The following is a 13,566-nucleotide window of genomic DNA, read 5'->3' on the forward strand; positions in this document are numbered from 1 at the left end:
GTTGCGGGTACTGTTGATCAAGACCTCTTCGCTGGGCGACGTGATCCATGCGTTGCCAGCGTTGACCGATGCGGCACGGGCAATCCCGGGGATCAAGTTCGACTGGGTGGTGGAAGAAGGCTTCGCCGAAATCCCGACCTGGCACCCGGCGGTGGACAAGGTGATTCCGGTGGCGATCCGTCGCTGGCGCAAGAACGTCTGGCAAACCCTCAAGAGTGGTGAGTGGAAGCGCTTCAAGCAAAGCGTGCGCGCGACCAAATACGACCTGGTGATCGATGCCCAGGGCCTGCTCAAGAGCGCCTGGCTGACACGCTATGTCAAAGCCCCGGTGGCCGGGCTGGACCAGCATTCGGCCCGTGAACCGCTGGCCGCACGCTTTTACTCGCGGCGACTGGCGGTGGCGCGCGGTCAGCATGCGGTCGAGCGCTTGCGCCAGCTGTTCGCGGTGGCGTTGGGTTACGACCTGCCGCAAGGCCTGGGTGACTATGGCCTGAACGTCGAGCGCCTGGTCGAACTGCCGCGCAAGAACCCTTATGTGCTGTTCCTGCACGGCACCACGTGGGACACCAAGCACTGGCCGGAAGCCTACTGGCGTGAACTGGCCGAGCGCATGGGGCACATGGGCATGGCGGTGAAGCTGCCGTGGGGCAACCCGGCGGAGAAGGCGCGTGCCGAGCGTATCGCCCAAGGCCTGCGTAACGCCGAAGTGCTGCCCAAGCTGAACCTGGCCGGTGTGGCCCGGGTGCTGGCCGGCGCGCAGGCTTGCGTGGCGGTGGATACCGGCCTTGGCCATCTGGCCGCCGCGCTGGACGTGCCGACGGTGTCGCTGTTTGGCCCGACCAATCCGGGCCTGACGGGCGCCTATGGCAAGAGCCAGGTGCACATGGCGAGCGACTTCCCGTGTGCACCCTGCCTGCAAAAGAAATGTACTTATCAACCGACGGCTGAAGATCAGCGTCGGTTCGATCTCAAGCGCGAGTGGCCGTTGTGCTTCACTCGCCTGAATCCCGAGCGTGTCGCGAGCCGACTGAGCACGATGTTAATGGCTGAGGAGCTGCGCTGATGCAATTGGCTTTTGTCCTTTATAAATATTTCCCGTTTGGCGGCTTGCAGCGTGATTTCATGCGCATTGCGCTGGAATGTCAGCAGCGAGGGCATCAGATCCGCGTATACACGCTGATCTGGGAAGGGGACGTGCCTCCGGGTTTCGAAGTGCTGGTGGCGCCGGTCAAGGCGATCTTCAACCATCGGCGCAACGAGAAGCTCAGTGCCTGGATGGCGGCCGACCTGGCCAAGCGTCCGGTGGACCGGTTGATCGGTTTCAACAAGATGCCGGGCCTGGATGTCTACTACGCCGCCGACGGCTGCTTCGAGGACAAGGCCCAGAACCTGCGCAACTCGCTGTACCGGCGCTGGGGTCGCTACCGGCACTTCGCCGAATACGAGCGCGCGGTGTTTGCCAAAGACGCGAAAACCGAAGTGCTGATGATCTCCGAAGTGCAGCAACCGCTGTTCATCAAGCATTACGACACACCTATCGAGCGCTTCCACCTGCTGCCGCCGGGGATTGCCCAGGACCGTCGGGCGCCGCCCAACGCCGCCGAGATTCGCGCGGATTTTCGCCGCGAATTCGCCTTGGGCGACGACGAATTGCTGCTGGTGCAAATCGGCTCCGGGTTCAAGACCAAGGGCGTCGATCGCAGCCTCAAGGCACTGGCTGCACTGCCGGCGGAACTGCGTAAGCGCACCCGCTTGTTTGTCATCGGCCAGGACGACCCCAAGGTATTCCAGTTGCAGAGTGCTGCGCTGGGCCTTGGCGACAACGTGCAATTCCTCAAGGGACGCAGCGATATCCCGCGCTTCCTGCTGGGTGCCGACCTGTTGATCCATCCGGCTTACAACGAAAACACCGGTACGGTGCTGCTTGAAGCACTGGTGGCCGGTTTGCCGGTGCTGGTGAGCGCGGTGTGCGGCTATGCGCATTACATCGCCGAGGCCGATAGCGGCCTGGTGCTGGATGAGCCGTTCGAGCAGGCGCAGCTCACGCAGTACCTGACGACCATGTTGAGCGACAACGCAGCGCGTGCGGCCTGGAGCCGCAATGGCCTGGCGTTCGCCGACACGGCCGACCTCTACAGCATGCCGCAACATGCGGCGGATGTGATTCTGGCGGAGCAACACTGATGAAGTTGATTCTTGCCGAACCGTTCAAGAGCCTTTGGGCCGGACGCGATGCGTTCACCGAAGTCGAAGGCCTGAAGGGCGAGGTTTACCGTGAGCTCGAAGCTCGCCGTACCCTGCGCACTGAAGTGGACGGGAACGGGTTCTTCGTGAAAATTCACCGTGGTATTGGCTGGGGTGAAATATTCAAGAACCTGCTTACCGCCAAGTTGCCGGTTCTGGGGGCAGGCCAGGAATGGCGGGCGATCCAGCGCCTGCAGGAAGCCGGCGTACCCACCATGACCGCCGTGGCTTACGGCGAGCGGGGCAGCAACCCGGCCGACCAGCACTCGTTCATCGTCACCGAAGAGCTGGCACCGACCGTCAGCCTGGAAGACTTCAGCCTCGATTGGCTCAAGCAGCCGCCTGCACCCAGGCTCAAGCGTGCGCTGATTGCTGAAGTGGCGCGCATGACCGGCATGATGCACCGCGCCGGGGTCAACCACCGCGACTGCTACATCTGCCACTTCCTGCTGCACACCGACAAGCCGGTCACGGCCGATGACTTCAAGCTTTCGCTGATCGACCTGCACCGCGCCCAGACCCGTCCGGCGATCACCAGGCGCTGGCGCAACAAGGACCTGGCGGCGCTGTACTTCTCGGCGCTGGACATTGGCCTGACGCGCCGCGACAAGTTGCGTTTCCTCAAGGGCTATTTCCTCCAGCCATTGCGCCAGATCCTGCGCGAAGAGGCGTCGTTGCTGGCCTGGCTCGACGGCAAGGCCAACAAGCTGTACGAGCGCAAGCAGCGCTATGGAGATGCACTCTGATGCGGGTTTCGAGCCGCAAGACGCAGGTGGTGACATTTTTCGAGAGAAGCCAATGACTGACTTTCTGGCCGCTGCCGACCGTGAACTGTTTGAACGCCACGGCCTGGCCACGTTCGATGCCCTGTGGGCCCGGGAGCTTGAGGCGGTGGATGAGCCCAACACCTCGGGTGGTGGCTGGAGCAGTGTGTTCCGGTTGGACCTGGAGGGGCACGGTTATTACCTCAAGCGTCAGAGCAATTACCTGATGCGGACCTTGCACCGCCCGTTCGGTGAGCCCAGTTTCGCTCGTGAGTTTCGCAACATCAGCCGTTACCGGCAGATGGGTATCCCGGCGCTGGAGGCGGTGTTTTTTGGCGAGCGCAAAGTCGACGGCGAAGTCAGGGCGATCTTGCTGACGCGTGCGCTGGATGGCTGGGACGATCTGGATTCGCTGCTGCAACAGTGGCCGCAGCTCAGTGATCCGCAGCAGCAGGCCATCCTGCGTGCCTGCGGGGTGCTGGCGCGCCAGTTGCACGGCGCGCGCCAGGCCCATGGGTGCTTTTATCCCAAACACATCTTTTTGCAGGCGGCTGGCGACGACTACCGGGCGCAACTGATCGACCTGGAGAAAACCCGTCCCCTGCTGTTCGGTCAGCGTGATCGGGCCAAGGACCTGGAGCCATTGCTGCGGCGGGCACCGATCTGGAGTACTGGGGATGTCCGGCTGTTGCTGGCGGCCTACCTGGATCAACCCGTCGACAGTGCCCTGGTGGATGCCTGGCTCGGGCGCTTGTCCGCTCGACGCAGTCACAAGGGAGTGCGTTGATGCAGTTGTCAGGGCTGAAAGGCGCCGGGCGTACGCCAAGCCTGCCGTTGAGTGTCGAGTTGGCGGATGCCGCGGGCCCGGCGCAGCTACAGTTGCTCAGTCTGTTGCGGGTACTGCCAGGGCAGCGTTATGTCGGCGCCGGTATCTGGCGCGGGCGTCCGGTGCTGGCCAAGTTGCTGGTGGGCAGCAAGGCTGCGCGACATTTTCAGCGTGAGCTCGAGGGTGTGCGTCTGCTCGCCGCTCAAGGGCTGACGACGCCATTGCTGCTGGCCGATGGCCTGAAAGACGGTGAGGGCGGTTGGCTGCTGTTCGAGTTTCTTGAAGGCGCCGAAAGCCTCGGCGATGCCTGGCAGCAGGTTGAAGCAAGGCCCGTGCTGGCGGATGAGCAGGCAGCGGTCCTCGCCGAAGCACTGGCCGCCATCGGCCAGATGCACAGCAAGGGCCTGTGGCAGGCAGACCTGCACCTGGACAATCTGCTGCGTCACGACGGCAAGCTGTACTTGATCGACGGTGCCGGGATCCGCGTGGAGCAGGCTGGAAAGCCGCTGTCCCGGGAAAAGGTTCTGGAAAATCTTGGGGTGTTTTTCGCTCAGTTGCCCAAGTCCCTGGAGCCGTTCAGCGAAGAGTTGCTCGTGCATTACCTGTTGAGCAATAGCGAGCACGCATTGCCTTTGGAGGCGTTGCAAAAGCAGGTGCGCAAGGTTCAAGGCTGGCGACTGAAGGACTTCCTGATCAAGGTTGGTCGCGACTGCTCGCTGTTCAGTGTGCAGCGCGGGGCGTTTGGCTTGCGCGCGATTCGCCGCGAAGAAGAAGCCGCCATGCTGCCGGTGCTGGAGCAGGCCGATGCCTTGCTGGATCAGGGGCACTTGTACAAGACCGGCGGTGCGGCGAGCGTTGGCAAAGTCGAGGTGGCGGGTCGCACGCTGGTGGTCAAACGCTACAACATCAAGGGCTTTGCCCACTGGCTCAAACGTTTCTGGCGCCCGAGCCGGGCCTGGCATTCGTGGCGCGAAGGCAATCGCCTGGCCTTCCTCGGCATTGCGACGCCCAAGCCGCTGGCGCTGCTGGAAAAGCGTTTTTACTGGTTGCGCAGCCGGGCCTATCTGATCACCGAGTACCTGCCGGGGCCGGACATCATCGAGCGCTTTGCGCCCTACGTCGAGAGTGGCGAGGCGCCTGAAGCTGAGCTGCTGGCGCTGGACAAGCTGTTCGCCGAGTTGATCGCCGAGCGGATCAGTCATGGCGACTTCAAGGGGCATAACCTGTTCTGGGACAAGGATCGCTGGTCGTTGATCGACCTGGATTCGATGTGTCAGCACCGCTCGTCCAGCAGTTTCGCCCCGGCCTATGCGCGTGATCGGGCGCGGTTCATGCGTAACTGGTCCGAGAGCTCGGCGTTGTACCGGGTGATTGATCAGCGGTTGCCCAAGCAGGTTGATAGCGCTCATTGATGCGTACCGCAACAGGGCTCGCACTGTAGGAACCGGGCTGCCAGCAAAGGCGGCCCTCACACCCCGGGCGCCGGGCCTCCCGAAGGGGTGGGTGGAGCAATAGCCCAAGCCATGGCAGCGCGCTGTCACTGGCGATGTTTGTGTGACAAACAACCTCTGGGTCACTTCCACCATCTTTACGCTATAATCCCGCCCTTTAGCTGCTTCTTGCCTTTGTGCAGGAGCACATTATTTCCAGGCGCTTGTCGCCTGCATGCAGACTAAAGAGGCTAGACCCCTGTGGCATTGACGATTCTTGGCCTGTCCGGCGCCCTTAGCCATGATCCTTCCGCAGCCCTGTACATCGACGGCAAGCTGGTCGCGGCGGCTGAAGAGGAACGCTTCGTACGCGATAAACATGCAAAGAACCGCATGCCCTACGAATCGGCAAAATTCTGCCTGGAACAGGCCGGTATCAAGCCGTCCGATGTCGACGTGGTAGCGATCCCATTCGCACCGATCAGCCTGTTCGGCAAGGCCCGCTGGCAGTACGCCAAGCGTTACTGGTACGCCCCGGACCGTGCACTCGACGCGATCCTGATGGGCAACCGTCGCTACAAGCGCTATCGCAACAAGATCGTCTGGTGCCTGGAGCAACTGGGTTTTGATCCGAAGAAGATCAAGATCGAGCCGGTCGAACACCACCTGGCCCACGCCTCCAGCGCTTATCACTGCTCCGGTTTCAAAGAGAAAACCGCGATCCTGGGCATCGACGGCAAGGGTGAGTACGCCACGACCTTCTTCGGTTATGGCGAAAACGGCAAGATCCACAAGATCAAGGAATTCTTCGATCCGGACTCCCTCGGCGGCCTGTACGGCGCGATCACCGAGTTCCTCGGTTTCGATATGCTCGACGGTGAGTTCAAGGTCATGGGCATGGCGCCGTACGGCGACGCCAGCAAATACGATTTCTCGCGCCTGGCTTCGTTCGAAAACGGCGAGCTGGTAATCAACACCGACTACGCCAACGTCATCGGCCTGCGTCGCTACAAAGAGAAGGGCAAGGGTTATTACTTCTCGCCGAAGCTGATCGAGTGGCTGGGTCCAAAGCGCGAAGGCGACATCGCCGACGAGCCTTACATCCACTACGCCGCCAGCATTCAAGCGCTGTTCGAAAAAATTTCGCTGCAGATGATCGATTACTACCTGGGCGACGTACTCAAGGAAACCGGCAAACTGGCCTACGCCGGTGGCTGTGCGTTGAACGTCAAGCTCAACCAGAAAATCATCGCCCGCGACGACGTCAAAGAGCTGTTCGTACAGCCTGCATCCGGCGATGCCGGCACCGCGGTCGGCGCTGCTGCCTATGTGTCTCACGCCCGTGGCGTACCGGTCGAGAAGATGGAACACGTCTACCTCGGCCCGTCGTACAGCAACGAAGATGTTATCGCTGCGTGCGCCCGTCACGAGAATAAGCCAACCTGGCGCAAGCTCGACAACATGCCGGAGCAGATCGCCAAGATCATGGTCGACGGCAACCCGGTGGCCTGGTTCCAGGGCCGCATGGAGTTCGGTCCGCGTGCACTGGGTGGTCGCTCGATCATCGGTTGCCCGAGCATTGCGGGCGTGGCTGACCGGATCAACCACCAGATCAAGTTCCGCGAGCGCTGGAGGCCTTTCTGCCCGTCGATGCTCGACACCGTGGCGCCCCAGATGATCAAGATCGATCACCCGGCCCCCTTCATGACCTTCACCTTTGAAGTGTCTGAAGAGTGGAAAACCCGTGTGCCGGAAGTCGTCCACGAAGACGGTACGTCCCGTGCCCAGGTACTCAAGCGCGAATACAACCCGCGCTACTACGACATGATGAAAGCGCTGGAAGTGCTGACCGGCAACGGCGTGTCGCTGAACACCTCGCTGAACCGCCGTGGCGAGCCGATGATCTGCTCGCCGACCGACGCCCTGAACATGTTCTTCGGTTCCGATCTACAGTATCTGATCATGGAAGACATTCTGGTGGTCAAAGACGGCGCGGACGCTTATGACACGCTCGGCTGAGCGCCATGTGCTGCAGTTCTGCCACGGCTATGACGGGCCGTTCCTGGACTGCGCCCGACAGTACGCCAGCCTGTTCGCAGGGTCTGGATATCGCGTGACCACGGTGTTTCTCACCGGGGTTGCCGATGCCGACATTGCCGCAGGCTGTGCGTCTGATGAAGTGCTGTTCATGGAGTACAGCTCCAAGGCCATTCGTGGCCTGAAGCTGTCGGCGATTGCCGATCTGCGCAAGATCGCCCAGTCGCGCAATTTCAGTTTCTGTATCGCCCACCGATTCAAGCCGATCTATATCGCCTTGCTCGGTACGTCCTTGCCGGTGATCGGCGTGCATCACGCCTTTGGTGATTACCAGCGACGCACGCGTCAGCTGTTCGCCCATGTTTTTCGCAAGCGCCTGAGCCTGCTTGGGGTTTCCGATGCCGTGCGCGACGATATGCGTCGTTGCTTGCCTAAATGGCCTGCGGCGCGGATTCAAACACTCTACAACCGCATCGATGTCGACGCCTTGCAAGCCAGCCAGGTGTCGTTCGATGAGGCGCGTGACGCCCTGGGCCTGTCGCCAGACGCATGGGTAGTCGGCAACGTTGGCCGCCTGCACCCCGACAAGGACCAGGCGACCTTGCTCCATGGCTTTGCCCAGGCATTGCCGCGCTTGCCGCTCGACAGCCAACTGGCGATTCTGGGCAGCGGGCGCCTGGAACAGGACCTCAAGGAACTGGCCCGCGAGCTTGGCGTTGGCGACCGCGTGCTGTTTCTCGGCCAGGTGCCGGACGCGCGACGCTATTTCCGCGCCTTTGATGTGTTTGCCCTGAGTTCCGACCACGAACCGTTCGGCATGGTGCTGCTCGAAGCCATGGCGGCGGGCGTGCCGTTGCTGGCCACCGCGTGCGGTGGGGCGAAGGAAGTGGTCGAAGGTGTGGGTATTCTGTTCCCCCTGGGGGATGCCGAACACCTGGCGCAAGGGCTGCAACACCTGGCCGTGATGGATCAGCGCGAGCGCCAGATATGTGCCGAGATGATGCTTGAGCGCTTGCGTGAGCGCTTTTCGGATCTTGCGGTACGCGATGCGTTCTGGCGCCTGCCGCATGTCATTGAACTGACGGCGAGGGCTTGATGCTCAACCGATTTCAAGGCTGGCGCGAGCGTGGCTGGTCCGTTGTCGATGCGTCGACCTACAGCGATGCCTGGCAGCGCTTTGGTGGCAGTGTCGCGACTCATCCGCTGGTGGTCGAGCGCCTGGCTCATCTGGCCGGTATCCCGGTGCGTTACCTGGCCTGGGAGCAGGGCGGCGAGCTGAAAGCGTCGATCCCGACCTGGGGGCGCGATCTGGCACTGTCCAAGGATGTGCTCAAGCGCCACGGCAAGAAGGGTTTGTTCGATCTCGGCAATGCCGAGTTGATCCTGCCGGCGGCACCCGATACCCAGGCCATGCTGCGTCATCGTGCACGTTATCTGTCGGCGCTCAATGAAGGTCGTTTTGCCGGCCTCAAGCCGCAGGCCGAACAGTTGGCCATGGCACGCACACCCGAAGAGCTGTCGAAAAAATTCCGCTACAACCAGCGCCGTGAACTGCGCCTGCTGGAAGAAGCGGGTGGCGTCGTGCGGCCGGTCAGCGACTTCACCAGCCAGGAACTGGCGGCGATTTACTGCGATCTGTTCCAGCGTCGCTGGGGTTTCCCGGCCACTGGTGCGGCACGAATGGGCGAGGTGCTCGAGTTGCTGCGCGAGTTGCTGATCGGCTCGGTGATCTTCCTCAACGATGCACCCATTGCGATTCAGTTGGTGTATCGGGTGGAGGCGCCGCAGTGGATCAGCATCGAGTACATCAATGGCGGCGTCGACCCCGAAACCCGTGAATTCAGCCCTGGCAGCGTGTTGAGCTTCCTCAATACCCAAAGCGCCTGGGAACAGGCAAGGTCCATCGACAAGCCACTGCGCTTCTCATTTGGTCGTGCTGACCGCGAGTACAAGGACCGTTGGTGCAACCCGGTGCCGGTCTTCACCGTATGAGCCAGCCCATGAGCCGCAAACAACAACTGCTCAAGCGTCATCGCCGCAACAAGCGCCTTGGCCTGTTGCTCGCCCTGGTGCTGCTGATCGTTGTCGGCGTACTGGTTGCCTGGTGGCTGCCGCTGGTACTGGCGGTCGTGGCCTGGGTAGCCCATGAGGCATGGTTTGCCGACCATCTGTTCTACTCTCCCAACGACGACTACCAGTACAGCTTCCCGCCGTACACGGCGCAACCCAAGGTACGCCTGGACGGTGATCGCTTGCTGCTGGGCGACGGCGTCATGCTGGCCGATGACACCACGCTGATCCTGGCGTTGCGGGTCAAGAGCACCTGGCTGGGGCGGTTTATCGATCCGCTGGTGACGCTGGCCGGCGGTGACCTCCCGGATCGGCAAACCTTCGAGCGTGGGGTGAACGGCCTGCGTTACCTCAACCTCAGTGGTCAGGCACGGGTGCTTTCCCAAGGGCAATTGCGGGTGCGCGGGCGTTTCTGTCGCGTGCTGGGTGAGCCGGTGCTCTGGTCATTCGAGCAACCGGACTATCGCCAGCAACGAGTGATGGTGATTGCGCCCCATGCCGACGATGCCGAACTGGCGGCATTCGGTTTGTACAGCCAGGCCGCTGACACCTGGATTGTCACCCTGACGGCCGGTGAAATTGAAGCCGGGCACTATCAACAGATGGGCCTGAATGCCGTCGAGGCATCGCGGCTCAAGGGCCGTCTGCGGGCCTGGGACAGTATTGCCGTGCCGCGCTGGGCCGGAGTGCCTGAGGCACAGTGCGTGCAGTTGGGCTATTTCTGCCTGCAGTTGCCGGCCATGCAGGCTGCACCGAGTCAGCCCGTCGGGTCTCGCGAAGCGGATCTGGTCGATGTTCGCCCGTTTCGTCAGCTCAACGCGTTTGCGTTGCCAGCGGACCTCGATGGCCAACCGACCTGGAACAACCTGTTGGCGGATCTGCGCGCGCTATTGCTCAAGGCGCGCCCTGAGGTGATTGTGCTGCCCCACACCTCCCTCGATCCCCATCCCGATCACATCTGTGCGCAGCAAGCCGTGCTGGAGGCCCTGAACGGTCTTGAATGGCAGCCTGCGGCCGTGCTCGGCTACGCTAACCACCTGCATGACAATGACCGCTGGCCCATGGGCGACTCGGGGGCCGGGATAGCCTTGCCACCGGTGTTTGACCCGGCTCAGGTATGGCAGCCTTACTGTTTGTCACTGTCGATCGAGCAACAGCGTGACAAGGCGATGGCGCTGGGGATGATGCACGACTTGCAGCCCCCCGCACCCTTCAAGCGCCGTTTGCGTCGCGGGCTACAGCGGGTATTGGCGGGGCGTTCGGGTTCGCCCTATGGCGAAAACGAGTTCTTCCGCAAGGCTGTACGCCGCCACGAGCTGTTCTGGCGCTTGTAGGTTGATAGTGCGTGAAATATTTCTACTGACACGGCAGGTGACTCCCTGCGCTCTTTTCGGCCGTTGTGCGCTGTAAGGAAGACGATGAAAGTTCTGTTTCTGGTGCAGAAAGAACAGCGGGCCATCCTGGACCGCTTGTATGAGGGTGTGGCTGCTCATTGCGAGTGTGACCTGCGCTGGCTGAGCAGTGACGAGCAGCGCAACCTGCGCCGCTACTTCCGCCGTGAAGTAGACGTGTCGCGTTATGACCGCATCGTGTTCTTCCTGCGCTTCAAGCAGGAAATCCGCCAGGTGAGCTTTATTCGCACCCTCCCCAACCTGGTGATTCTCGAACACGATGCCTACCAGAACTACATCCCTTGCAAGTACACCGGCAAGTTCAGTGCGCACTACCGCCGGCTGCCTTGGGCACGAGTGATCAGTTCCGGCTTTGTGGTCGCCGAGCGTCTGCGCAAGGAGGGCTTCGACGCGGTGTTCGTACCCAAAGGCTATGATCAGAGCTTGTTGCAGGATCAAGGGGGCGAACGGGATATCGAGCTGGCGTTCGTCGGCAGTACCAACAGCGTCGCCTACAGCGGTCGTAAAGCACTGCTCGACGAGTTGGCGAGTGTCGAGCCCTTGGTGGTGACCCGTACCAAGTCCGGTGACGAGTATCGCGACACGCTCAACCGTATCCGGTTTTTCGTCAGTGCCGACGTGGGCATGGGCGAGTTCATGATCAAGAATTTTGAGGCAATGGCCTGCGGTTGTGTGCTTTTGGCCTACGATCAGGGAGAGGCGGAAAGCCGCGCCCTGGGGCTGCAGGACATGCACAACACCGTGTTCTATCGTGACATTGCGCAGTTGCAGGAAAAGCTCGCCCGGTTGCGTAGCGATCCCGAGCTGGCGGCGAGCATTGCCCGTAACGGACGGGATCTGGCGGTCAGCCAGTTCAGCTTTGCGCGGGTTGGCCAGCGTATCGTAGAAGAGCTCCAGCCGGCGCTGAGGCCTCGAGCGCCATTGAGCCTGCTCGAGCAATGGCGCCAGAAGCTGGGCATTTGACAGGGCGTTGCCAACGATTGAAAGCACGTGTAATCAAAACGGCCAGGCATAGGGCATTGTTGAGGCTCAGCAGTGTCGCAAGCCGATGTGAAAAAGGGCTCCCCGCTCGATGAGTATCCTCAATGTCATGTGGTCCGGTGGTTCAGCCTTTGCCTCGGTGCACAAGGTTCATCGGCAGATACTGGCTCAGGTGGATCCCGGCACTGCGGTCAATACCTGGCTGTTGAAGGGTGATGTGCGGGGTTGTTCCGCCGATATTGGCCAGTCCCGCGAATGGCGCCTTTCCTCCGCCCAGCTCAAGGGCAAACATGTCTGGACGCTGTTCAAGCCATGGATGCAGCGGCGTTTCTATCAGGCCCTCAAGGGCACTGATGTACAGGTAGTGTTGCTCGATGGCTTGGGCACGGCCCGAGCGTTGTTGCCGGTTCTGAAAAAACTGCCGCAACTGCGGGCAGTGGTGCTCTTTCACGGGGAAACCCGGATCAAGGCGGCAGATCGTACCTTGCTGCGCCAACTCCCTCCTGCGCAACTGACCGTCGCAGCGGTCTCCCAAACCTTGGCCGACGCCCTTGAGAGGGATCTGCAGGTCCCGGTCGTCACGCTACGCAGCGCGCTTGACCCGACGGCCTTCCGCTCCCGGCTGCTGTCCCGCGAACAGGCCCGTGCCCGACTGCAATTGCCCGTCGATGACACGCCAGTCGTGGGGGCGGTAGGTCGTCTGGTGGGTAACAAGGGGTTTGCGTGTTTGATCGATGCCTTTGCCAAGGCGTTGGTACAGCGTCCGCAGATGCACCTGGTGATCGTCGGCGAAGGTCAGGCGCGTACCGCGTTGCAAGAGCAGATCAGCCGGCTGGGCTTGCGTGACAGGGTTTCGATGCCGGGGCATCTGGATGATGCTGCAACGCTGTATCGGGCTTTCGACTGGGTGGCTATCCCGTCGCTGGAAGAAGGCCTTGGCCTGATTCTGCAAGAGGCGGTGCTGGCGGGTGTTCCGGTCCTGACCAGCGAGCTGGCGGTGTTTCGCGAACAGTTGGCGCAGGCGGGTTGGTACGCCACGACAGAAGATCCGGATGCCTGGAGCGCGGCGTTAATCCAGGCCTTCGACGTCGCTCCCGGGCAGGTTGCAGAGGACCAATTCGCTGTACTTTCTCCAGGCGGCGCCTGGCAGGAGTTCTGTCAGGCTGCCCGGACCCTGCTGTCATGCCGACAGTAGGGATTGTTCCAGCGACTGCATTGGAAAGCTCTTGTTCAGCTTCTCTCGGTCAATGTAGCGCGCGAAGTGCTGCAGGTTGCGCTTGACTAGATGGTGCGGCAACGGCCCGCGGAGGAAGCGCATGTCGGCGACATCGATCAGGCCGTACTGGTTGTCGGGTGTCACCACGATGTTGCCCAGGTGCAGGGAGCGGAAGTAGACCCCGGCGCTGTGCAGTTGGCGAATGAACACAGTCAGTGCAGGCAGCGACTGTTGCCACTCGAACCCGTCTTTCTCCGCGATCTGGCGCAGCGTTTCCCCTGGCAGGGGGCGGTAGAGTACGGCGGTCATGCCAGGTGTTTCCAGTTGATGGAGCTGGAGTGCCCGCAGGGTTGGAATCCCTATCTTTTCCAGCCTCACGGCATTGTCGATGAAGCGTTTGGAGTAAGGGCGAAGCAGTGCCGAGGAGAGCAGTCGCTTGCGGCGAAACAGCTTGAGGATGTTCCCGTCCGGCAAAAGGAAGACTTTTGGGCCGAAGCTGTCCGCTTCTAGTACTCTGGCGCCATCAACCAATTGATTTAAAGCGGCATTGGGAAGCCGGGAGCATTGCATTGAGTAAGCCTTGTAG

At 61.6% G+C, this 13,566-nt stretch carries 12 protein-coding genes; 11 read left to right on the forward strand and 1 reads right to left on the reverse strand.

Annotation, left to right across the window (positions count from 1 at the left end):
• Position 1: 1 nt before the first annotated feature.
• From rfaC to CKW25_RS05080, 11 genes are all read left to right on the forward strand, one after another.
• Positions 2-1,063 (forward strand): lipopolysaccharide heptosyltransferase RfaC, encoded by a 1,062-nt coding sequence (gene rfaC / locus CKW25_RS05030; RefSeq protein WP_095078094.1) that lies wholly within the window; start codon positions 2-4, stop codon positions 1,061-1,063.
• On the forward strand, positions 1,063-2,184 hold the full coding sequence (locus CKW25_RS05035) for a glycosyltransferase family 4 protein (protein WP_095078095.1): 1,122 nt from the start codon (positions 1,063-1,065) through the stop codon (positions 2,182-2,184). The genes rfaC and CKW25_RS05035 overlap by 1 nt, the downstream gene beginning before the upstream one ends.
• Positions 2,184-2,990: a lipopolysaccharide core heptose(I) kinase RfaP gene (gene rfaP, locus CKW25_RS05040; protein WP_095078096.1), complete on the forward strand. Its 807-nt coding sequence runs from the start codon at positions 2,184-2,186 to the stop codon at positions 2,988-2,990. Before CKW25_RS05035 ends, rfaP begins: the two co-directional genes overlap by 1 nt.
• A 52-nt stretch (positions 2,991-3,042) precedes the next feature.
• Entirely contained in the window at positions 3,043-3,795 is a 753-nt protein-coding gene (locus CKW25_RS05045) for a lipopolysaccharide kinase InaA family protein (protein ID WP_095078284.1), read from the forward strand.
• Entirely contained in the window at positions 3,795-5,246 is a 1,452-nt protein-coding gene (locus tag CKW25_RS05050; protein WP_095078097.1) for a lipopolysaccharide kinase InaA family protein, read from the forward strand. Before CKW25_RS05045 ends, CKW25_RS05050 begins: the two co-directional genes overlap by 1 nt.
• A 279-nt stretch (positions 5,247-5,525) precedes the next feature.
• Positions 5,526-7,283 carry a carbamoyltransferase gene (locus CKW25_RS05055; protein ID WP_095078098.1) on the forward strand — a complete coding sequence of 586 codons (1,758 nt, stop codon included), beginning with the start codon at positions 5,526-5,528 and terminating at the stop codon, positions 7,281-7,283.
• The gene (locus CKW25_RS05060; protein ID WP_095078099.1) at positions 7,267-8,397 is read left to right on the forward strand and encodes a glycosyltransferase; all 1,131 of its coding nucleotides are present in this window, start codon (positions 7,267-7,269) and stop codon (positions 8,395-8,397) included. The genes CKW25_RS05055 and CKW25_RS05060 overlap by 17 nt, the downstream gene beginning before the upstream one ends.
• The gene (locus CKW25_RS05065; RefSeq protein WP_095078100.1) at positions 8,397-9,293 is read left to right on the forward strand and encodes an antimicrobial resistance protein Mig-14; all 897 of its coding nucleotides are present in this window, start codon (positions 8,397-8,399) and stop codon (positions 9,291-9,293) included. The genes CKW25_RS05060 and CKW25_RS05065 overlap by 1 nt, the downstream gene beginning before the upstream one ends.
• 8 nt (positions 9,294-9,301) lie before the next feature.
• Entirely contained in the window at positions 9,302-10,705 is a 1,404-nt protein-coding gene (locus CKW25_RS05070; RefSeq protein ID WP_095078101.1) for a PIG-L deacetylase family protein, read from the forward strand.
• 84 nt (positions 10,706-10,789) lie between these two features.
• Positions 10,790-11,746, forward strand: coding sequence for a glycosyltransferase (locus tag CKW25_RS05075; RefSeq protein ID WP_095078102.1), 957 nt, complete (start codon positions 10,790-10,792; stop codon positions 11,744-11,746).
• A gap of 109 nt (positions 11,747-11,855) precedes the next feature.
• Entirely contained in the window at positions 11,856-12,959 is a 1,104-nt protein-coding gene (locus tag CKW25_RS05080; protein WP_095078103.1) for a glycosyltransferase, read from the forward strand.
• On the opposite strand, the gene CKW25_RS05085 is transcribed toward CKW25_RS05080, so the two are convergent.
• Complete coding sequence (locus tag CKW25_RS05085; protein WP_095078104.1) at positions 12,945-13,550, reverse strand: toluene tolerance protein; 606 nt, start codon at positions 13,548-13,550, stop codon at positions 12,945-12,947. The two genes, CKW25_RS05080 and CKW25_RS05085, sit on opposite strands and share 15 nt — an antisense overlap.
• Between the last annotated feature and the right edge of the window lie 16 nt (positions 13,551-13,566).

This window comes from Pseudomonas sp. Irchel s3h17 (genome assembly GCF_900187505.1).
Classification (GTDB): Bacteria; Pseudomonadota; Gammaproteobacteria; order Pseudomonadales; family Pseudomonadaceae; genus Aquipseudomonas.

Bases quoted from the DNA above. Each gene is read 5' to 3' on its own strand.
- CKW25_RS05070 (WP_095078101.1), top strand. From the start codon at position 9,302: ATGAGCCGCAAACAACAACTGCTCAAGCGTCATCGCCGCAACAAGCGC.
- CKW25_RS05065 (WP_095078100.1), top strand. From the start codon at position 8,397: ATGCTCAACCGATTTCAAGGCTGGCGCGAGCGTGGCTGGTCCGTTGTC.
- CKW25_RS05080 (WP_095078103.1), top strand. From the start codon at position 11,856: ATGAGTATCCTCAATGTCATGTGGTCCGGTGGTTCAGCCTTTGCCTCG.
- CKW25_RS05035 (WP_095078095.1), top strand. From the start codon at position 1,063: ATGCAATTGGCTTTTGTCCTTTATAAATATTTCCCGTTTGGCGGCTTG.
- CKW25_RS05085 (WP_095078104.1), bottom strand. From the start codon at position 13,550: ATGCAATGCTCCCGGCTTCCCAATGCCGCTTTAAATCAATTGGTTGAT.
- CKW25_RS05060 (WP_095078099.1), top strand. From the start codon at position 7,267: ATGACACGCTCGGCTGAGCGCCATGTGCTGCAGTTCTGCCACGGCTAT.
- CKW25_RS05045 (WP_095078284.1), top strand. From the start codon at position 3,043: ATGACTGACTTTCTGGCCGCTGCCGACCGTGAACTGTTTGAACGCCAC.
- CKW25_RS05075 (WP_095078102.1), top strand. From the start codon at position 10,790: ATGAAAGTTCTGTTTCTGGTGCAGAAAGAACAGCGGGCCATCCTGGAC.
- CKW25_RS05050 (WP_095078097.1), top strand. From the start codon at position 3,795: ATGCAGTTGTCAGGGCTGAAAGGCGCCGGGCGTACGCCAAGCCTGCCG.
- rfaP (WP_095078096.1), top strand. From the start codon at position 2,184: ATGAAGTTGATTCTTGCCGAACCGTTCAAGAGCCTTTGGGCCGGACGC.